The sequence below is a fragment of the Croceicoccus mobilis genome (assembly GCF_001661965.1).
Classification (GTDB): Bacteria; Pseudomonadota; Alphaproteobacteria; order Sphingomonadales; family Sphingomonadaceae; genus Croceicoccus; species Croceicoccus mobilis.
Genome location: NZ_LYWZ01000007.1, coordinates 1 through 20345, shown reverse-complemented (window position 1 = coordinate 20345; position 20345 = coordinate 1). Strand labels below are relative to the sequence as shown.

The 20345-nt window shown below is 59.4% G+C and carries 18 protein-coding genes; 17 read left to right on the top strand and 1 reads right to left on the bottom strand.

Translation table 11 applies throughout. From position 1 onward, the window contains the following. The 7 genes from A9D13_RS02005 (at position 1) to A9D13_RS21230 (ending at position 9303) form a co-directional block, all read left to right on the top strand. Entirely contained in the window at positions 1–4218 is a 4218-nt protein-coding gene (locus tag A9D13_RS02005) for a strawberry notch-like NTP hydrolase domain-containing protein (RefSeq protein ID WP_066769662.1), read from the top strand. Positions 4219–4290: 72 nt separating this feature from the next. After that, positions 4291–6399 (top strand): ParB/RepB/Spo0J family partition protein, encoded by a 2109-nt coding sequence (locus A9D13_RS02000; protein ID WP_066769470.1) that lies wholly within the window; start codon positions 4291–4293, stop codon positions 6397–6399. A gap of 75 nt (positions 6400–6474) precedes the next feature. Then, a complete protein-coding gene (locus tag A9D13_RS01995; protein ID WP_066769468.1) occupies positions 6475–7413 on the top strand; it encodes an ArdC family protein in 939 nt (312 codons plus the stop codon). Next, positions 7382–7771, top strand: a complete 390-nt coding sequence (locus tag A9D13_RS01990; protein WP_066769466.1) for a hypothetical protein — start codon at positions 7382–7384, stop codon at positions 7769–7771. Before A9D13_RS01995 ends, A9D13_RS01990 begins: the two co-directional genes overlap by 32 nt. Positions 7772–7814: 43 nt before the next feature. Then, positions 7815–8453, top strand: coding sequence for a hypothetical protein (locus A9D13_RS20355; RefSeq protein ID WP_156521869.1), 639 nt, complete (start codon positions 7815–7817; stop codon positions 8451–8453). A 25-nt stretch (positions 8454–8478) separates the two neighbouring features. Continuing rightward, a complete protein-coding gene (locus A9D13_RS01975; RefSeq protein ID WP_229665569.1) occupies positions 8479–9087 on the top strand; it encodes a DUF6927 domain-containing protein in 609 nt (202 codons plus the stop codon). Between the two features lie 87 nt (positions 9088–9174). Further along, complete coding sequence (locus A9D13_RS21230; RefSeq protein ID WP_268235855.1) at positions 9175–9303, top strand: hypothetical protein; 129 nt, start codon at positions 9175–9177, stop codon at positions 9301–9303. Here A9D13_RS21230 and A9D13_RS01970 read toward each other — a convergent pair. Further along, positions 9300–9797 carry a hypothetical protein gene (locus A9D13_RS01970; RefSeq protein WP_066769456.1) on the bottom strand — a complete coding sequence of 166 codons (498 nt, stop codon included), beginning with the start codon at positions 9795–9797 and terminating at the stop codon, positions 9300–9302. The two genes, A9D13_RS21230 and A9D13_RS01970, sit on opposite strands and share 4 nt — an antisense overlap. 64 nt (positions 9798–9861) lie before the next feature. On the opposite strand from A9D13_RS01970, the gene A9D13_RS01965 reads away from it, so the two are divergent. The 10 genes from A9D13_RS01965 to A9D13_RS20915 all read left to right on the top strand — a co-directional run bounded on the left by A9D13_RS01965 (position 9862) and on the right by A9D13_RS20915 (position 20291). Then, the gene (locus A9D13_RS01965) at positions 9862–11172 is read left to right on the top strand and encodes a hypothetical protein (RefSeq protein WP_066769453.1); all 1311 of its coding nucleotides are present in this window, start codon (positions 9862–9864) and stop codon (positions 11170–11172) included. Positions 11173–11192: 20 nt separating this feature from the next. Then, entirely contained in the window at positions 11193–11828 is a 636-nt protein-coding gene (locus A9D13_RS01960) for a DUF7007 domain-containing protein (protein ID WP_082922035.1), read from the top strand. After that, on the top strand, positions 11825–12940 hold the full coding sequence (locus A9D13_RS01955; RefSeq protein WP_066769450.1) for a phosphoadenosine phosphosulfate reductase domain-containing protein: 1116 nt from the start codon (positions 11825–11827) through the stop codon (positions 12938–12940). The genes A9D13_RS01960 and A9D13_RS01955 overlap by 4 nt, the downstream gene beginning before the upstream one ends. Then, complete coding sequence (locus A9D13_RS01950) at positions 12937–13638, top strand: hypothetical protein (RefSeq protein ID WP_066769447.1); 702 nt, start codon at positions 12937–12939, stop codon at positions 13636–13638. The genes A9D13_RS01955 and A9D13_RS01950 overlap by 4 nt, the downstream gene beginning before the upstream one ends. A 23-nt stretch (positions 13639–13661) precedes the next feature. Further along, positions 13662–13847 (top strand): hypothetical protein, encoded by a 186-nt coding sequence (locus A9D13_RS01945; protein WP_066769443.1) that lies wholly within the window; start codon positions 13662–13664, stop codon positions 13845–13847. Positions 13848–13950: 103 nt separating this feature from the next. Next, positions 13951–15624, top strand: coding sequence for an ATP-binding protein (locus tag A9D13_RS01940; RefSeq protein ID WP_066769440.1), 1674 nt, complete (start codon positions 13951–13953; stop codon positions 15622–15624). After that, positions 15624–16523: an adenine nucleotide alpha hydrolase family protein gene (locus A9D13_RS01935; RefSeq protein WP_156521868.1), complete on the top strand. Its 900-nt coding sequence runs from the start codon at positions 15624–15626 to the stop codon at positions 16521–16523. Before A9D13_RS01940 ends, A9D13_RS01935 begins: the two co-directional genes overlap by 1 nt. Further along, complete coding sequence (locus tag A9D13_RS01930) at positions 16516–16848, top strand: hypothetical protein (RefSeq protein ID WP_066769437.1); 333 nt, start codon at positions 16516–16518, stop codon at positions 16846–16848. Before A9D13_RS01935 ends, A9D13_RS01930 begins: the two co-directional genes overlap by 8 nt. Before the next feature lie 136 nt (positions 16849–16984). Next, entirely contained in the window at positions 16985–18619 is a 1635-nt protein-coding gene (locus A9D13_RS01925; RefSeq protein ID WP_024099411.1) for a Mu transposase C-terminal domain-containing protein, read from the top strand. Continuing rightward, positions 18504–20291 (top strand): TniB family NTP-binding protein, encoded by a 1788-nt coding sequence (locus A9D13_RS20915; protein ID WP_216635479.1) that lies wholly within the window; start codon positions 18504–18506, stop codon positions 20289–20291. Before A9D13_RS01925 ends, A9D13_RS20915 begins: the two co-directional genes overlap by 116 nt. Positions 20292–20345: the final 54 nt, after the last annotated feature.

Sequence of the window (20345 nt, the reverse complement as noted above, 5' to 3'; positions counted from 1 at the left end):
GTGACAGATCTCTTCCACGCAGCCGACGAGCGTATCGCGGCAACAATCGCTGACCTCTCCGCGCAAATCGCGAGTGAAACCCTCAACAAGAAATCGCTCCACACCGCCATGATCGAGCTTCATGGTGCAGGCTCGGCAGACGGAGCCTGGTCGCAGCGCGACGCCTTCGATTTCCTCGAAAGCGCTGTCACCCACTACCTTCGCTCCACCGACCGTGAATGGTCACTGCGCGACCTTCCCGAGCTCCAGCGACTCCTTTCCCGGCTCCCGACACATACCGTCCGGAGCGAGGATCAAATCCGATATCAGCAGTTCTCGACACCGATCGATCTTGCAGCGCTTGTTGTCGCCCTCGCCAAGGTCAGGCCAACAGACACCGTTCTGGAACCGAGCGCAGGCCACGGCTCCCTTGTATCGATGCTGCCCAATGACATCGACCTGCAGCTGAACGAACTCGATCCGAAGCGCCTCGCAAAGCTCAAGCTGCTCTTTCCGAACAACACCGTTACAAATCTCGACGGTGCGATGCTCACGTCTGTCGGTGCAACGGCGAGGCGCCCCACTGTCGTCCTGATGAATCCGCCGTTCTCCCGTTCAGAAGGGCGGGGCGCAGACCACTACGCCGCCATCCGACACCTGCGCTCCGCGATCGCTCGTGCTGCGCCAACGGCACGCATCGTCGCCATCATGCCCGACTGGTTCACGACCTCGGCCACGATGGATCGGATTTATCAGGAGACCCTCGCTAACTGCACCGTCTCGCTCTCCTGTCGCCTGTCGAGCTGTTATGCGAAGCAAGGCACATCTGTCGCCGTCAGACTCCTGGTCATCGACAAGGTGCCTGGCTCGATCAAACCGGCCGTCATCGCTCGCGACACCGTCAGCGAACTTGCCGACGCAATCCAGATCCCCGCACGTCCTGCGCCCGCGCCGAACAAGCCCGAACCAGAATTGAAGCCGAAACAATCCGGAGGCTCTCTCTTCAAGGCCATGCGCACAGCGCCCAAGACGCGCGCGAAGCCCAAAACCACTCGGCCCCGCCACACCGTCAAGGATCTCGCCTACGCCGCACTTGAAACACCAAGGCCTCTCGGAGAGCAGACCGGCGTTTATCTGCCCTATCGGCCGAGCAGGATCGACATCGCTGGAGCCAGTGTTCACCCGACACCTCTGGTCGAATCTGTTGCGATGGGCTCGATTCCCGCACCCATCCCGAAATACACCCCGAAACTGCTTGAGCGCATCATCGCCGAGGCGCGCCTCTCCGAAGCGCAACTCGAAACCGTCATCTATGCGGGCAACGCCTGGAACCAGTTCCTCCCCGGCACTTTCCGCCCGGCGAAAGAGGGTGTCGGCCTCGAATTCTGCGAAGAAGGCAACCAGTACCGCAAGGGCTATTTTCTCGGCGACGGCACGGGGGCAGGGAAGGGCAGGCAGATCGCCGGATGTATCCTCGACAACTGGCTCGCCGGTCGCAAGAAAGCCATCTGGGTATCGAAGAACGAGAGCTTGCTGGAAGACGCTCGCCGCGACTGGCAGGCGCTCGGCGGGCTTTCGGCCGACATACAGCCCCTCTCCAACTGGAAGATCGATGAACCCGTCCCGTTTGACGACGGCATCATCTTCGTCACCTTCCCGACCCTGCGAAGCCAGCGCCAGGACGCCACGAGACTTCGCCAGCTCCTCAAGTGGGCAGGAGACGATTACGATGGCGTCATCGCCTTCGACGAAAGCCATGAGATGGGAGGCGTGGCAGGCGGCGAAGGCATGAAGGGAACGAAAGCCGGTTCCCTTCAGGGTATCGCGGGCGTTCTCCTGCAGAACCACCTGCCTGCAGCCCGCGTCCTTTACGCCTCGGCAACCGGCGCATCGGATGTGAACAATCTGGCCTATGCGGTTCGCCTCGGCCTCTGGGGTCCGGGAACTGCCTTTTCCAACCGAGAAGATTTCATCAGCCAGATCCGCGCCGGTGGCATCGCAGCGATGGAACTGGTCTCCCGCGACCTCAAGGCACTTGGCCTTTACCAGTCGCGTGCGCTCAGCTTCAGCGGCGTCGAGTACGAGATCCTCAAGCACGAGCTCACGCCTGAACAGATTGCCATCTACGACACTTATGCCGACGCATGGGCAATCATCCATTCCAACCTTGAAGAAGCCCTTCGTGCGACAGGTGTGATCGACGACATCGAAGGTGGGACGCTCAATAGCGGCGCGCTCGCCGCTGCACGATCACGCTTCGAGAGTTCGAAGCAACGCTTCTTCAACCAGGTGCTCCTGTCGATGAAGCTGCCGAGCCTCATCAGTGCCATCAACACACATCTCGACGCCAAGCAGTCGGTCGTCATCCAGCTCGTGTCCACTGCGGAAAGCATCCTTGATCGCCGCCTCGACACGCTCACGCCCGAAGAGCGCGCCAACCTCGATATCGACCTGTCCCCGCGCGAGAACGTCATAGAGTACCTCGAACGCGCGTTTCCGACACAGCAGATGCAATTCTATACCGACGACACCGGCGAAACACGCTCGATGCCCATGTTTGACGCCCAGGGCGCGCCTGTCCACAACCACGAAGCGCTGCAACAACGCGCCAACCTGATCGAACATCTGTGTTCGCTACCACCGATCAAGCCTGCCCTCGACGGGATCATCGAGCATTACGGCACCGACAAGGTCGCCGAGGTTACCGGCCGAACGAAGCGCCTCATCAATCAGCCTGACGGCACCCAGAAGATCGAGACGCGCTCCGCCCGAACAAACCAGTCCGAAACGGATAATTTCATGGACGGGCGCAAGAAGATCCTCATCTTCAGCGACGCCGGCGGCACCGGCCGTTCCTACCACGCCAGCCTCGACGCACAGAACAAAGAGCAGCGTGTCCACTTCCTCCTCGAGCCGGGATGGCGCGCCGATCGTGCGATCCAGGGTCTTGGCCGGACACACCGCACCCATCAGGCAGCTACACCGCTGTTCCGCCCCGTCACGACCGACTGCAAGGGCGAGCTCCGCTTCACCAGCACGATCGCACGGCGCCTCGACAGCCTCGGCGCCCTGACGCGCGGCCAACGACAGACGGGAGGCCAGAACCTATTCGATCCGGCCGACAATCTTGAAAGCGAATATGCCAAGGCTGCGCTCGTCACTTGGTTCACCCTGCTGGCTGCAGGCAAGCTAAAGAGCACAACCCTCAACGATTTCGAGAAGCGTTCCGGTCTTCGGATCACCGGGGAAGGGGGCATTCTCGAAGAAGATCTCCCGCCCATCCAACGCTGGCTGAACCGGATACTCGCATTACCCATCGCAATGCAAAACGACATCTTCGACGAATTCCTCGCCCTTGTCGAAGCACGCGTTTCCGCCGCCCGAGACGCAGGCTCTCTTGACGCCGGTGTCGAAACCATCCTGGTCGAACACGCCGAGATAACCGACGACCAGATCCTGCGCACTGACAGCCTCACCGGAGCAACATCACATCTTCTGACTATCAAACTCACGACCAAGGCCAAGCCCACCAGCCTCGAGCGCATCCTTGAAGTCGCCGAATGGGCCTCGGACGCCGAATTTCTCTTCAACAACAAGAGCGGCAAAGTCGCCCTGTCGGAAAAATCCAGGTCCTACATGACCGAAGAGGGTGACCTCATTCCCCGGGTTCGGCTATCGAGACCACTTCGCCGCGAATATCACCTTCTCGACGAGCTGCGCGAGACGGCCTGGGAACCCTGCTCCAAGCGAAAATTCGCTGAGCTCTGGCAGGAAGAGGTCAACGAGTCCGCCGACAAGCTGAACAGCGAAACCATCCACATGGCCACCGGCCTCCTCCTGCCGATCTGGTCCGCGCTTCCGAAGGATTATCTCGCAGTCAACCGCATCGTGGACGGTTCAGGGCGCAGCTGGCTCGGCCGAATTGTCCATAACTCCGACGTCGCCAATCTCCTCAAGACGTTCGGCATGGAAAGCACATTCGTTCCCACGGCCGACACAATTCTCGAATCCCTCCGTCGGAACAGCCCTGTCGGGATCGACAAGCCGTTTCAGGCGAGCTTCAAACGCTCTCTCGTCGCCGGCGAGCATCGTATCGAACTCGTAGGCGCGCCGGCTGACAGACTGCCTTGGCTCAAATCACTCGGATGTTTCACTGAAATCATCCAGTACCGGACCCGCCTTTTCATACCCGTTGGCCGGTCTGCCGAAATCATTGCCAGCATCCTGGGATCGAGCTGACCCTCAATAAAGGGGAGGGGGAGGGGGGTGATTGTCCGTCGTGATGGCGGACGATCATCAGGAGAAACCACAATGGACCTTATTCCCCTTTCCAAGCTCGACCAGAGCGACGACAACGTCTGCAAGACCCCCAACCCCGAATTCGAAGAACGCCTGTCCCACGACATCGAAGCGCGCGGCGTCCTTCAGAACCTCATCGTCACCAAGAGCAGCAAGCGCGGCCGCTACGAAGTTATCGCAGGCGGCAAGCGTATGCGCGCCATGCACATGATCGTCGAACGCGGTGCAATGCAGCCCGACTTCGAGGTCCAGTGCCTCGTCATCGACAAGAAGGTTCACAACGCCAGCGAAATTTCTCTGGCCGAAAACTTCCAGCGCCTCGCCATGACCCCGGCAGAAGAATGCCGTGCTTTCCAGCACTTCATCAAAGAGGATGGCGATACCGCCGCGGTCGCCAAGCGCTTCGGCCTGACCCGCCGCTTCGTCGAAGGCCGCCTGCGCCTCGCCAATCTCGCGGAACCCATCTTCGAGAAGCTGGCCGCCGGCGAACTCACTCTTGAAATCGCCAAGGCCTATGCTGCAACCGATCAGCACGAAGTGCAGCTGCGGGTATTCGAGCAGTTCCGCCACTCGTATTACGCCAATGCTGACGCCATCCGGCGCGCGATCGCCGATGGCTCGATGCGCGGCAACGATCCGATCGCGCTCCTCGTCGGCGAAGAAGCATACATCGCCGCTGGCGGGAAAATCGAGCGCGACCTCTTCAGCGACAGCGCCGACGATCGCTGGATCGACATTCCGATCGCTCACGAACTCGCTGCGGCCAAGATGGAAGCTGAAGCCGAACGCCTCGCCAGCGAGACCGGACTCGCCTGGATCAACCCCGTTGCATCGACCAGCTCCTGGCACGCCCGCAACGAAATGAACCTCAATGTCGTCCGTCTGCCTGCGGCGCCCATCACCGAAGAAGCGCGCAAGCGCATCGACGAAATCGACGCTCGCACCGACGAGATCAACGAGATCTTCGACAAGCAGGAACACGATCCCGATGATGACTTCGACGAAGATGCTCTGGAAACGGAGTTCTCCAAGCTCGAGGACGAACGCGACGAGCTGTCGAATCCCACCCGGGAACTGCCTGAAGAATGGAAGCCTGAAGTCGGTCGGTTCCTGATTCTGACCAACACCGGCGACATGATCCTGGACAGCGACTATTTCAGTGAGAAATACCTGTCTTTCGAACAGGATGACGAAGGCAACCTCACGGGCGGTTTTACCGAGAGCAAGCCCGCCTCCCCGAGCCGCCCCGCAGCACCTTCTTCCACCGAAGCCGAGGCCCCCGGCGGCGCCAAGCCGATCAGCGCCAAGCTTTTCGACGAGCTGTCTGTCCAGCGCCGCAACATCCTGTCCGCCTCCCTTCTGGGCAACCCGGGCCTCGCGCTGGATTATGCCATCTTCGCACTTGCCGACACGAAAAGCTACGAGAGCAAGGGAACCACGATCAAGGGCGGAAAGCCCCACGATCCGGTCAACGGCGACATCCCCACTTCCAGCGCGGAAGCGATCATCGCTCAGGCCTACGACGACCTCGACAAGGGCTGGACCGAACATCGCGATCTGGTCGAACGCTTCAATGCCTTCCGTGCCCTCGGCGACGATGCCAAGGCGACCTGGCTTGCCTATGTCGTGGCTATCTCGCTCGAAGCGAAGAAGGGCTACCAGTCCGAATACCAGCCCATCCACGCCGTTCTCGGCAACCTCCTCGACATCGACGTTGCCTCGATGTGGCGACCGACGTCGGAGAACTTCTTCGACAGGATTCCGAAGGGTGCCTGCCTCGCTGCTCTCACCGAAGTCGGTGGCAGCGAACTCGCCGCCCGCTATTCGGCATCGAAGAAGGCCGACCTGTCGATGACCTGCGAGAAACTCTTCAGCGGCGATGCGATCGTCGAAGAAGAGGTCAAGGAACGCGCTGTCACCTGGCTGCCCAAGGCCATGACCTTCGACCTTCCCGTCGTCGCCGATGACGACACGGCCGATAACGAATTCGATGACGACGAATTCGACGGCGAAGCGGCCGATGGCGAGATCGAAGGCGAAAACGCCACCGATGTCGACGAGCCCGCGGAGGCCGCCACCGAAGAACCCGAAACGGCCGAAGAAGCCGAAGTCGACGCCTGACGGCAACCTCGACTCCTGATGCACCTACGGCCCGGAGTTCATCCTCCGGGCCACTTTTTTCGACGGAGGCACCCGATGGCACGAGGCCCGAAGCGCGACGTCGCGCAAGACATCACCAATCTCATCATCCGCAAGATCGAAAGCGGCGTCCTTCCCTGGCGTCGCCCCTGGAAGAAAACCGGGGCAGGGGGCGCACCCCTACGGGCCAACGGCCAAAGATATTCCGGCATCAATGCCCTCTACCTCTGGGCGGTTGCCGACGCATATGGCCACCAGTCGCGATACTGGATGACTTATCGTCAGGCTCAGGAGCTGGGCGGCCAGGTCCGCAAGGGCGAGACCGCCGAACCCAGCATCTATTTCAACACGACACAGAAGACCGACACCGATCACTCAACGGGCGAAGAGTCCACGCGCACGATCCGGTTCATGAGGGCTTACAGCGTCTTTAACGCTTCGCAGATTACTGGCCTTCCCCCGCATTACTATCCCGACCCGGTTCCCGACATTCCGCCACCGCCTTCACGCCAACGGGCGGCGATCAAGGCTTTCTTCGATCCGATCCCGTCCGAACTGCGTCACGGCGGCGACCGCGCCTTCTTCTCGCCTGGCGGCGATTACATCCAGATGCCGCACCTCAACAGTTTCACCACAGAGGACGGTTACACCGCCACTCTCGCTCACGAGACGGGCCACTGGACCGGCCACGCAAGCCGCCTCGGCCGTACCTTCGGGAAACGCTTTGGCGATCACGCATACGCACTCGAAGAACTCGTTGCTGAAATGGTCAGTGCCCGCATCTGCTACGAATTCAGCCTGCCTGCGGATCTCCACGAGAGCCACGCCAGCTACATCGACCACTGGTTGACCATGCTGAAGGCCGACAAGACGGCGATCATCACCGCGGCCGCAAAAGCGGAACAGGCTTTCGCATACCTGGCGGCATTTTCCGGATACGACGAAGAAGCGCAGGAGACCGACGATGAAACGACGTCGCTTCAAGCTTGCGCTTGAACCGGGAGCAGCCGCTCTCACCCGACTGGCCCAGCTTCACGATCACGCCTTTCATCAGGCTTCCGGCAGTTCGGCCCCATTGGGGCGAGAGCTCCAATTGTACATCGAGCAGACCTTCCCAGGATCGGGCCCGGAACAGTTCGCCTCATCCCTGACCGCCAACGGCCAGCTTGGATGGAATCTTGATGCTGGTCCTGATGGAGCCGTAGCAATCGTCTCAACGCCTGATGGTGCAGCGCTCTCAGCTGTCGCCCGTATCCTCGAATACATCGCTCCCGAAGCGCTGGCCAGGCCCATGACATATGTCCCCGACGACACCCCGATCGTCGCGCCCAGGTCGACCCAATCCCTCCATTGAGGGGGAGGGGGTGGGCTCTTTGCAAGAGCAATAGGAGGTGAAGATGATCGACATCGATTACCGCTACCGGCGCGCCCTCCAACCGGACGGGCTCACCACTTTTGAAACATGTCTCTCAGCCATAAATGACGCCGTAGCCGATGCCCGCCTTGCCGGCATCGATCCGGGCAAATGTCCGGCCATCGCCCTCCTTCGACGTCACATGGCCAGCATGTGCGACAAGATCCCGGTGGATCAAGACGATCAGCACCGGAAATTGCGCGCAAGCTGCATGGAGCGCATCGCCGACCTGAAAAACAAACCGGCGATCATCGCTCTGGTCCTGCGCGGCCTGGACCACCGCCCAGAAGAACTGCGTCACTACCGGCGTGAAGGTTATCGGGCCCTCCGCCAAATTGCAGCGCACCTCCAGATGCCGTCAGCACAATGCCGGATCGAATATAATTCGCCCAACTCTACACTCGCCGGGGATCACACTCTCGAAGTGGGCGATCTCTTCGTGCGGATCTCGCCCGAACGCTACGGCGAACCAGGCCTGGCATGGCGCAACCGTCACTGGAAAAAACCCGGCCACGTCATGCGCAAGGCACCGATCACAGAACTGCGGGACATACCAAAACTCGCAAACAAAATCCGGCGCGACCTCGATCTGAAGCTGCCGCCACAATCAAGACTTATCTGAGGAATCAAACATGGGATGGTTATCGATGACCGCCGCCGGAATGGGCGAGCACAAAACTCCGAAACAATATCTCGATGCGCAGCTCAATTACACGCGCCCCGCTACCGACGATGCGCCCTTCCAAGGATGCCGGGTGCTCAAAAGCATCTGCCCTGGAAACAGGACCTACTACGCCGCAATCGAGCGTTTCGACGAGAACGGGAAGCGCATCTACGTCACAGCCGTCGTGTGTCTCGTGCAATGGAATCCTCGCGCCGCCGATGGATATATCTTCGGTTACAAGGACATGGATGAAGAGTCGGGTCCCGTTGAAGCGGAAGCCTCCGAAGCCATTCTCGAACTCCTCACATCGAGTAAGCACCCCTGGGCGCTCGACTGGCGGCGTCGGTGCTATCGCAACCTGAAGCTGAAGAAACGCGATCTGCCGGACGGTTGCCTGATCCGCTTCCCCTCACCGATGAAATTCACCGACGGCAGCGAACACAGCGAGTTTCGCGTCAAGAAGGAGGGCCGCAAGACGGTCCTGGTTCCACCGTCCGGATATGGCCGTTTTCACGTCAGCCGCCTCATGGAGCGCCACTTCGAAATCGTGCGCGAACCCAAGATCGCAAAAACCTTCTTCCCCGCAGCCTGAAAGACCAACGCGATGCCCCTCAATACCTTCGATCAACGCCGATGGTCGCTCTGTGGTCGGCCTAACGCGGAGCGCATAGCACTCCAGATGTGCGAGGAAACGGGCAAGGATTATTCCGTCGTCAGAACGGGATGCAGCCTGCAACCCTACAAGGTCATCGAAAGCGCATCCCGTCCCGATCCATGCGATACCGAACTGGAGGTCGTGATCCTTTAGTCCGCGATCTCACCGCCCAATTGCGGATCGAGATACCACGACGCACCTTCGACAAACTCGGCATCCCTCGAAGGAACAGGACCGTCCGGCTCAGGCGCGACATACGGATTGATCTGGATCATCGGCGGCGTATTGTTCCGCATCAGCTCCGCTGACAGCACGGTCCTCGCCTCCAGTATATCGGACAGCCAGGCCAGATCATCGAGCATCTGAACGACACCGCGACCAGCCACACAATAATACAGGCATCGCTGGAAATCATCACACGCGTTCGAAAGCACCTCGGCAAGCTTCGCCTTCGCGCCCGCCTTGCCCTCGTGCATCGCTTCAAGCGCCTCGATCAGCTCACGCGCTGAATAATAAGCGTCATACGATTCAACCGCGATACAAGCATTTGCGAGCATCCGGCGGGTCGGTCGATTTGTCTCATCAAGCGCAGCATCGCGCAGCGCAATGTCCAGATCGAACTTCCCAACTTCAAATGCTTGTTTCATAATCAGAGCTCCTTCGGGTCGAACATATGTGGAACATTCAGGAGGGTCAACAGACTTTATAACCATGTGGCTGGTGCCCAAAGACACTACGGGAAGGACCGCTCGGCACCCGATCCCAGACAGTCTCAAGCAGGGACTCATTCGCTGGTATACGGGGAAAGGCAGCGAAGCTGACCACCGCGCCTCCGTCTCCCTCGTCGTAACCGCACGCGAAAACCACAAATGGATCGCCTGCGACTGCAGGCCGGCAAACGACCCGCCCGCTCTTCTCAGCCCCGCCTATCTCAGTTTTCAGGAAACCTACTACCTGCGCCGACTTACCTCACGGCCACAGCACAAGCGCAATTGCCCATTCTACATGCCGCAGGCGCCCCAGCGCCTTCGCGAAACGACGAAGGATGCTCTCTATGAAGTGAATCCGCCCAAGGGTCTCTTCCTTGCCCACCAGAAAGCACCCGAAAAACTCGCCCAGAAGCCGCTCGACACAGACCCTGACGACCGTAGCCGCGGCGTTGCCATCCCGCGGCTCGCTCGCCTGCTTTGGCAGCTTGTCGAAGCCGCGCAAACTAACGTCATTCGCGCGCTACCGCCCAGCGGGCGAGCCGAGCACTCGATCAGCGCCGAGATGGCCCGCCTGCGCAAAGCATCCCATGACTTTCAGATCGCACCCGGCATTGCCCTCTCCGACCACATCTATACGACCGCAATCGATTTCGAGAAAAAGCGCACCCACGCGCGCTTGCGCGCCGCTGCGGAAACCTGGCCCGAAGATTACGCCCCGCAAGCCTTCCTGCTGCTCGAAGCCAATGAAATATCCAGTAGCGAAATCGTCACCGGCCTTGGCACGATCGAGATCCGCAACCGCATTCAGCACACCGGCATCATCCGTGCGGAAGTGCAGCCGCCATTTCTGGTGTTGGCCGTGGTCGGAGAACACAGCAAGCGCGAGGGTTACCGCGCGCTCCGCGCCTATGCACAGCCAGTCCTCTCCGGCAACGAATTCATCCCAACCGATCGGGAGGACGATCGATCTCTCCTTCGCACCCTCCAGGCGACGCAATCAATGCTCCATTCTGGAGGTATTAAGCTCGCTATCAAGAAGCTCGTCTTCGACATCCAGACAAAGCAAGGTTCGGTAAGGCCGGACTTTATGCTTGCCTTTCACGACACCGAAACCGGCGCTGAAGGATACGCGGCCGTGCAGGTCCTGCGCAGCCACGATCCCAATTATCTGCAGCTGCGCCAGCTTGAGTACGAGCGTCTTATCGCCGCATGGCCCACGATCAGCCTTGCTCTCGAACACTTTGACGCCAACCTCATTGCCGAGGAAATTGCATCCATTCTGGAGCAAAGAAAAGGGGGAGGGGACGCGTAAACAACGAGGAGTGTTTGCGAATGTCCACCTATCTTCCTTCCCCGCGTCCCGACGATACGATCTGGGGCTCGATCCAGCAGGCGGAACAGATCATCCCCGGCGTGTGGTCCGTATCTACCTCCAGTCACGGCGGATTTATTCTCTCGGACCAACGCCAGGCGGCCATGCCGGAGGCGCTTTCCCTCCCAGGCCCCAGCTACGAAGAGGACTGCGACTGGGCCCTTCCGGTCCTGGCATTCGAGCAGGAATTTCGCTCGGCTCCCGGCACGCTCAAAGGTTGGATCGAACTCGCCCACGACACCGCTCGGTGCTGGCACCCCGATCGCTACGGCCAATTCACCGGCGTTCCCGTCGAGGAGAACCAGTCCCACATTCTGCGAGACCGCAACGCCTACAAAGCCGCAATCGGCAAACTCGAAGTCACCAGCGCGTGGGGATCCTGGGCGAGTTGGGTTCCCGAAGGCAAGACCGGCGTCGTCGCCCACCAGATCGACAGTGTAAACCACCTCGCAAGGCCCACCCACACCGGCCAGGCCGTTTACGCCCTTGTCGACGCAGAAGCCTACAAAACCAGATCCAGCGTCTGCATTCTCGATGACCTCCCGCACGAAATCATCGAAACACCCGAAGACATGCGGCCCAAGCAGATCGCATGACACGCGATGCACCCCAGCTCGCCATCGACCCGACCATTGCCAAGGAAATCACCACAGACACGGAGATCGTCTACAGCCTGTCGGGCGGCAAAGACTCAAGTGCCGCCGCTCACCGGGTTGACGTCTATCTGGACTCGATAGGCCATCCGAAATCCCGCCGCCACGCGATACACGCGGACCTCGGCAAGATCGAATGGAAGCAGACGCCAAAATTCGTCGAACAGGTCGCCGACAATCTAGCCGTCGAGCTCACCGTGGTCCGGCGAAAGGCCGGCGGCCTGATCGAGCGCTGGCAGGACCGCTGGTCGCGATCACAAGCCCGCTACCGCGATTTGCTAACCTACCAGCTGATATCGCCCTTCTCATCAGCCTCCCTGCGTTTCTGCACCAGCGAAGCCAAAGTCTCACCGATCAACGCCGAATTGAAACGACGCCACCACGGGAAAACGATCATTTCCGTTATCGGCGTCCGACGCGCAGAAAGTCTCGGCCGAGCCAAAGCACCGATATCGAAATTCGAGGCCTCGCACACACCGGTCAACAACCGAGCGGGAACGCGCCTTTTCAGCTGGAACCCGATCATCGAGTGGACTGACGATCAGGTCTACGAATACCACGCCGCCAACGGATTGCCTCTCCACCCTGCCTACGGGATGGGCTCTACGCGCCTGAGCTGCTCCTATTGCGTCCTCGCAAGCTTGCACAATCTGCAGACCGCGTCGCTGTGCGCCGGAAACCACGCCTCATACGCTGACATCGTCGATCTCGAACTGGCATCAGGTTTTTCCTTTCAACCTGGCCGATGGCTTGCCCAGGTGACCCCCGAGTTGCTCTCCCCCGAGCAAGCTCGCCACCTGCCTGCCGCAATCAAAAGCGCCGCGCTGAGGCGAAGACTCGAAACCTCTCTCCCTCCGGACCTCCGATTCAAGCGAGGTTGGCCTCCACGCGTCCCAACCATCGATGAGGCAACAGCTATCGCCACCGTGCGCAACGCCATCCTCACCGACCGCTCGATATCGAACCTCTATCCGACACCAAGCGACATTCGGGCGCGATTTGCCGAACTGCATTCAACCCACCGCCGCAAGGCCGAAAAGGAATATCAGCAATGAAAATCACCATCGCAGACCTCGAGGTGGTCGATTCCATGTCCGAGGAAACGACTGCCTATACGGCTCATATCCTGATCGATGGCTCGAAGGCCTTCCATGCCTCCAACCGCGGCACAGGCGGCGCAGATTACTTCTACCCCCTGCAGGATTACGATGGGCCAACGCTGGCAGCCGTCGACGCATACCTGAAAGAGACCGAGCCACCCTGCGGTCCGTTCGAACCCGATCCTGCGCACCGCGCAGCATGGGATCGCGGTATTCAATGCGACCTCGAAACCTACGTCTCGCGGCTCATCACCACGCACGAAGCCAAGCTTACCCTGGCGCGCAAAACGGCACGCAACATCGTCGCGATCGGACCCGACAAGAAGGTCTATAGCTTCAAAATGGCCCCGTCGCCCGGCAACATCGCCAGCTTCAAGGAGATCGAACCGAACTACGAGATCGTCAACGGCGCCGACGAAGAGGTGATGCAGGCGGCACTCGCAGGCATCTCCGGCGAGCCCGACTACGCAGAGCAAGTCTACGAACGACAGCGCGGCAACCGACTGACGCGAGCCGACGCTCTTTGGCTCAAAGCCAGGAACGAAGTCGCCGAAAAACCCTGTCCCGATCTTCGCATCGCAATCGACGAATTCATCGCCGACGAACAGGCTCGATACGACGCCTATCGGGCCGCGAACTGCCAGTCCTCCTAAAACACAATCCGAAGAGGTGTTCCATGCCCGTATTCAAAGCGAAAATCACACAGATCTACCGTGTCGAAAAATGGATCACGATCGACATCGAGGCCGAGGACGAAGAAGAGGCGATCGATACGCTTAACGAGAGGGATAGCCCCTCTTCAAGCGACCCCTGGGAAGATCACTGGTCGCTCGAGAACGAGGTCATACAAATCGAGACCTGATCGCGCTCCGGCAACCTAGCACAGACAATGGAACCGACATCCTTCTCCCGTTGAAAAGGGGAGGGGGAGGGTTGGTCGTGTTCAATCCAAATTGGAGGCAATAATGCAGTACACTCCCATCCGGACAGCCGTCAGCCCGGAAACGATCACCAAGGTTACACGCCTCTTCAACGGCACGCTCGAAGACATCACCAACGAGCTTCTGCAAAACTCACGCCGTGCAGGTTCCACCATTATCCGCGTTACAGCCCGTCAGGATGGCGATCAGCTTGCCATCTGCTTCAACGACAACGGTTCCGGAATCAGCCACCCGTCAAAGGTCCTCACTCTCGGCACCTCGGGATGGGCACCTGAGCTTTCCCAGGCCGAAGATGCTGCCGGCATGGGCGTCTTCAGCCTCAGCGGCCGCGAAATCACGATCAGTTCCCGAACCCGCAACAAAGGCCTCGGATGGAAAATGACCATCGATGCCGACGCCTGGACCGGCGAAAAGGACATTCACGTCACCAGCGATAACATGATGCCCGGAACCAGCATCGACTTCGTTGACACCGACGCAACGCTCGATCGTTTCCAACGAATCCTCGCGGCAGCTGCCAAGCATTGCCCCACGCCGGTCTATTTCAACAAGGAAGAACTACCGCGCGCCGATTTCCTCGACGGGGCAATCCACATCGTCGAATGGAACGGCAGCAGGATCGGCGTATTCACGGGAAGTCGCTACCACCAGACCCCGACGGTCAATTTCCACGGCCTGACCATCACGGCGCGACTGGCCGAGATAGCCGAAAGCTTCGGTCGGGCCGAATACCACGCACGCCTCGATATCGGATCGACGCCAGGCCTCCAGCTCGTCCTCCCGGCTCGCAAGGAATTCGTCCAGAATGACCTGTTTGCCGACTTGGTCACTGCCTGCCGGAAGGCCATCTACGAAGCGATCAGCAAAAAACCGTCACACCGACTGAGCTTCGCCAGCTGGAAGCGCGCCCGCGATCTCGGCATCGACCTACCCGAGGCCGAACCTGTGCTTTACGCATGGATGCCGGCGACTGCCGACAACGACAACGGGCACCCGACCGGCGAAGTGCTTTCAGTCGACCCACAGAAGACCTCCATCGTCGACAATTTCGAACCCCATATCGCCGCCCCGATCGCTCGCGCCATCCATCAGCACCAGATCCGCGAAAACATGGCAGAGCAACACACGCCATACGAGGGTTACAGCTGGTACGACCGCCTCCCGAAATTCTGCAATCCGCGATTTTACATCGACGCAAGCGGATCGAACTACGCCAATGGCGAGAACGGCTGCTGCCCGGCACTCGACACGCACATCGAAGCCACCGGCATCGAGCTGCGCTACAACCTCACCCACGCGGCAAGTGAAACCGAACGGGAGTTCCGCGTTCCTGCCGATGTCAGCTTTATCTCTCCCGACGACCGATGGGGGGACGACCTCGACAACATCTCCATCGCCTATGTCTGCTCCGACAGCCTGACGCCCGAAGATCTTGCCGACCTGCTCGAGGAAGCTTTCTTCTGTGCCAGCGACGATTGCGAAGCCGACTCCTGGGACACCCAGCACGACCGCTTCGTGCGCGATGCGCGCGAACTAGCAACACGGCTGCTCCACGGCGAAAACGCTGCGATCCGCACCCAATTCGCCGATCATCTCGACCGCATTCGCTGGATGTTTCCCAAAGGGAAAATCGTCTCGATCCGGATCGCCGACGAGAAGATGGAGGTATCCGTGTCGGACTGCCCAGAAACAGCATAATGAGCCCGCGTGTCCTCAGCTACGGAATGGGTGTCGATAGCACCGCATTGCTCCTCGAACTCGAAAGCCGCGGCAAAGCGCCCGATCTCGTCCTTACCGCCGATACCGGGGCGGAAAAACCTGAAACCTACGCATTCCAAGAGCTCATGCGGCAATGGATGTCAGACCACGGCATCCGATATGAAGTCGTGCGCTACGAGGCAAAACGCTTCAAGAACTGGCCACCATACCGAGACTTGACGGAATCATTGCTAACCAATGGCTGCCTCCCGTCGATCGCATTCGGCAGAAGCAGCTGCTCCCTGAAGTACAAGGCTGCGCCACAAGAAGCATTCATCAAGACATGGGAGCCAGCGATCGATGCCTGGGCGGCCGGCGAAAAAGTAATCAGGTACATCGGTTACGATGCGTCACCACGCGACGGGCAAAGATACGCTCACGCAAGCACGATCGATGATCCGCTATTCGAAAATCGATACCCGCTAAGGGAATGGGGTTGGGATCGAGCTGCCTGCACATCGCGCATCGCCAAGGCCGGACTGCCAGTGCCCCCAAAATCATCGTGCGTATTCTGCACCGCAATGAAGCCGGACGAAGTCCGGGCACTACCTGCCCAATGGCTTCGTACAATCGTGCTGATCGAAGCGCGTGCAGCACCGCGGCTAAAAACGGTCGAAGGCTTATGGCGCAAATCGACACGCAAGAAGCCGGGCAACATGACCGAATTCATTCGCAACGAATGTCTTCTCCCTGCCGCCGAAATCGACCGCATCATCAACGACGCGCCGCCAGATCTGATCGCCTTTCAGGAGCGCGCCGCCGCGCTACCTCTCGCCGACAGGATGCCAATGGCAAGCTGGCTTCAACGCTTTCACGCAGGAAACCTCGTAAATGACTGACCCAAACATCGCGACCGCAACAACATCGCGCAGCGAGGCCGTCGCTCTGCTCAACGACAAAGCCCGCATGGGCCGCGACAAGACCGCAAAGACAATGTTCACCACGAACCTGCTGGCAACGCTCAATCCCGAACGAACCGACCTCGACCTTGCCGCACAAGCCAAAATCGTGGCAGCCATGCGAAATTGCACGTTCTCGGCAGACAGTCCCGAACGCGACATGGCCTGGTTCGAAGTCGACGGACACCGCGTGATGATGAAGATCGACTTGTATGATGCTTATCCGGTCAAGGTCTATTCCTTTCAAATTTCGGGTGTCGCGTAGCCCTTAATTGTGAGATGAGAAATCCAACGAAATCAACGGCCTTGCTTTGCCCTTAAATATGATATTTTGCCTTTAAATCCGATATTTTTGCCCTTAAACCTGAGACAGGGTTCGCAGCTTCGTGTGGCAAATATTGATGGATGATGATCGCGAAGACTTCGTTGCCGCTGGTGCTGAGGAGGCGCGCAGGGCGGCCGTTCTGCGTCCGCTTGTTCAGGCATATCTCAAAGGAACTGGCAGTCTGGAAAGTGGCATCAATGACGCCGTTTGGGAGCTTGGTGTCAGCAGGGCGACTGTCTGGCGCTGGATAAAGCGTCTGGCCGAAGAGGGTGGGCGCACCAGCGCGCTGGCTTCTCGGAAACGGGGCCGCCCGACTGGTACAACCTTGATATCCGGCAAGGTGGAAGCGGTGATCGAAGAACATCTTCGCCGTTATTTCTTACGGCGGGAACGCCCAAGCCTGTCGCGCATCGTGACAGAAATCCGAAGCGCGTGCTGGCAGCAGGGCTTGCAACCGCCGACACGTCGGACGGTTCAGCGCAGGCTGGATGCAATGGATGCCCGTGAAATTGCCAAGGCACGCGAAGGCGCAAAGGCGGCCCGCCAGAAATTTGCGCCGGTCGTAGGCGACAACAAGGCAAACCGGCCACTGGAGGTCGTGCAAATCGACCATACGCCTGCGGACATCATTCTCGTCGACAGTTTTGAACGCAAACCAATTGGGCGGCCTTGGGTCACGCTGGCGATCGACGTCGCAACGCGGATGGTGACCGGATATTACACCTCTCTCGAGGCACCTTCGCGTCTGTCGGTGGCGCTTTGCCTGACACAGGCTGTGGCCCCCAAGGCGGAACTTCTGGCGGAATTGGTGCGCAATGTTCCTTGGCCCGCGCAGGGTAAACCGCATAGCATCCACGTCGATAACGGGCGCGATTTCCGGTCGCATGCCTTTCGGTCGGCATGTGCAGAATGGGGGATCGATCTGGTCTATCGGCCGCCAGGCAGTCCTCATTTCGGAGGGCACATCGAACGATTGATCGGCACGATGATGGGGGCCGTGCACCTGTTGCCTGGAACAACGCAATCCTCGGTCGTGGCCAAGGGCGACTATGACGCCGAGGGCATGGCCACGATGACCTTAAGCGACTTCGATCGCTGGTTTGCTCTGGAAATCTGCCGCTACAACAACAGCATTCATTCAAGTCTTGGCTGCACGCCCGTTGCCAAATGGGAGGCGCTCTCAGAGCAAATGATGGGCGATATCCCCTTCGAGATTGAAGCCTTTCGGGTGAGCTTTCTGCCAAGTGAACTGCGCAAGGTCAGGCGTGACGGCATCCATCTGTTCCAGATACGGTACTGGTCCGATGCGCTTGCAGGCCACATCGGGCGCGGGGATGGAAAGGTGGTCGTCCGCTACGACCCTCGCGACCTCTCGGTGATCTGGGTCGAACTGGATAATGACCGATACGTCGAAGCTCGGTACCGAAACCTGGAAATTCCGCCTGTGTCGCTCTGGGAATATCGCGAAGCCATGAGGAATGCCCGTGCCCTTGGCAAGTCCGGGTCCAATGAGCTGGTCCTGGCTGAGCTGATCCGACAGCAACGCCAAATCGAGTCTGAAAGCCGGAGCCTGACGAGGGCCGAACGCCGATCCCGTGAAAGAAAAGGGACATTGGAGGGCGCCAACTCGGCCGTCTCAACAACCGAAGGGCTGCGCGCGATCGATACGGGTGATACATCGCGCCCATTGTTCAAGGTGGAGAGATGGTGAATTGAGGGCAGGAAAAACAGAGGAAGACGGTCGGATCACCCTCATTCAATCGGATATCTGGATTGGCTTTCCGCGGGCCGAACAAGTTCTGGACCGTTTGCAGTGTATGATCGAAGCGCCAAGGCAAACCCGTATGCCTGGCCTTCTTGTGCATGGCGCGTCCGGGATCGGAAAGACGATGATCGCCCGCAATCTTTCGCGCAGATATGCACCGGAATATGACCCAGCATCGGGAATTACGCGAACGCCGCTGTTACTGTTACAAGCACCACCAGCTCCCGACGAACGACGGTTCTATCTGCACATCCTGGCGACCGTCGGGGCACCGGCCACGGCACTGAGCGCGCGCGCTCAAAATGTGGCCTCCCTCGAAGTCCGTGTCGTCGCGCTCTTGCGCGACCTTGGCCTGCGGATGATCATGATCGACGAAGTCCACAACCTCTTGGCCGGGACCCACCGCGAACAGCGCCGCTTTCTCAATGTTCTGCGGTATCTCAGCAATGAACTCGAAGTGTCGCTGGTCTGCCTGGGGGTCAGCGAGGCCGTCGATGCCATCCGTGGTGATATCCAGCTTGCCAGGCGGCTGGACGAACATCACCTTCCAAACTGGCGCGACGACGCCGAGTTCTCGGACATGATCCAGACACTCATCGCGGCAATGCCCCTCGAGAAGAAATCCAATCTGAAGGTCAAGTCACTAAAGCAGATACTTGCGCTGACCGGCGGGGTGACCTCGCGCATCTTCGCCCTGATCAAGGATCTTTCCATCGACGCCATTGTCACAGGTGATGAATGCATCACCGATGACGCAATCGCAAAATGGACGCCGGTTTGGTCGCGCCATGCGAACCCCCCATCGGCGGCTCGAGAAGTCCGGGGTGTGAAGCCGCACCCGCTGCCCAAGACTGTCGCGCCGCTGCCCGACGAGTTGTTGTCAGGTTGGTTGTCTAGGCTGGCGGCGGCCAACTACTGTGATGATGCGGAACTACTGGCTCATCTCAGAATCGATACCGCGCATGGCACCGCCTTGAACTTCAACGTCGACGCGGCTGCGGCGGCGAAGATTGCCAACGCCGCACGGATTGACCCAGATGTTGTGCGATCTTTGACCTTCCCAGCAATGACGACACGAGAAGCCTCGCTGACGGCCCAGATACCATTCCAGCATTGCCTGCAATGTTCCAGAGAGGGCCTTTCGCTCAAGCATTGGAGGCGAGCCTGGGCATTCGACTGCCAGGTTTGTGGGACGAGACTTGTGCCGACGCTCGGCAAGGCCAGTGGCGAACAGATGCCCGAAAAGCTGATAAATCGTGCGCGCAACGGCGCCGCGCGGCTTGAATACGCCGCGCGATTACGCAGCTCCAAGCAATTTCGGCGCGCAATGCGCGCGGTCACCTTTGCCATATCATTAAAGGCCTTCCGCGGAGATCCGTTATACGCTCTTCAGGGCCACAGGCTGGAAGTAAGGCTGTTTGGCCTTGCTGCAATTGATGCAGCCCAATCCCGTCCACTGGTCAAAGCGGCCATCTCAAGCTCCGGCATCGACGACTATGCAAGGGTTGCTCTATTGCGCGCCTTCGATAAGGAGCCACGTCTGCTTGCCGCGGTTGTTTACATCGCCCGGCAGCGCGCGAAAAGCATAGGCGCGATGGCAGTGGAATCTCATAATTAAGGGCAAAAAATATCCCCGAACGCGTCGTGTCTCAGATTTAAGGGCAACGCGACA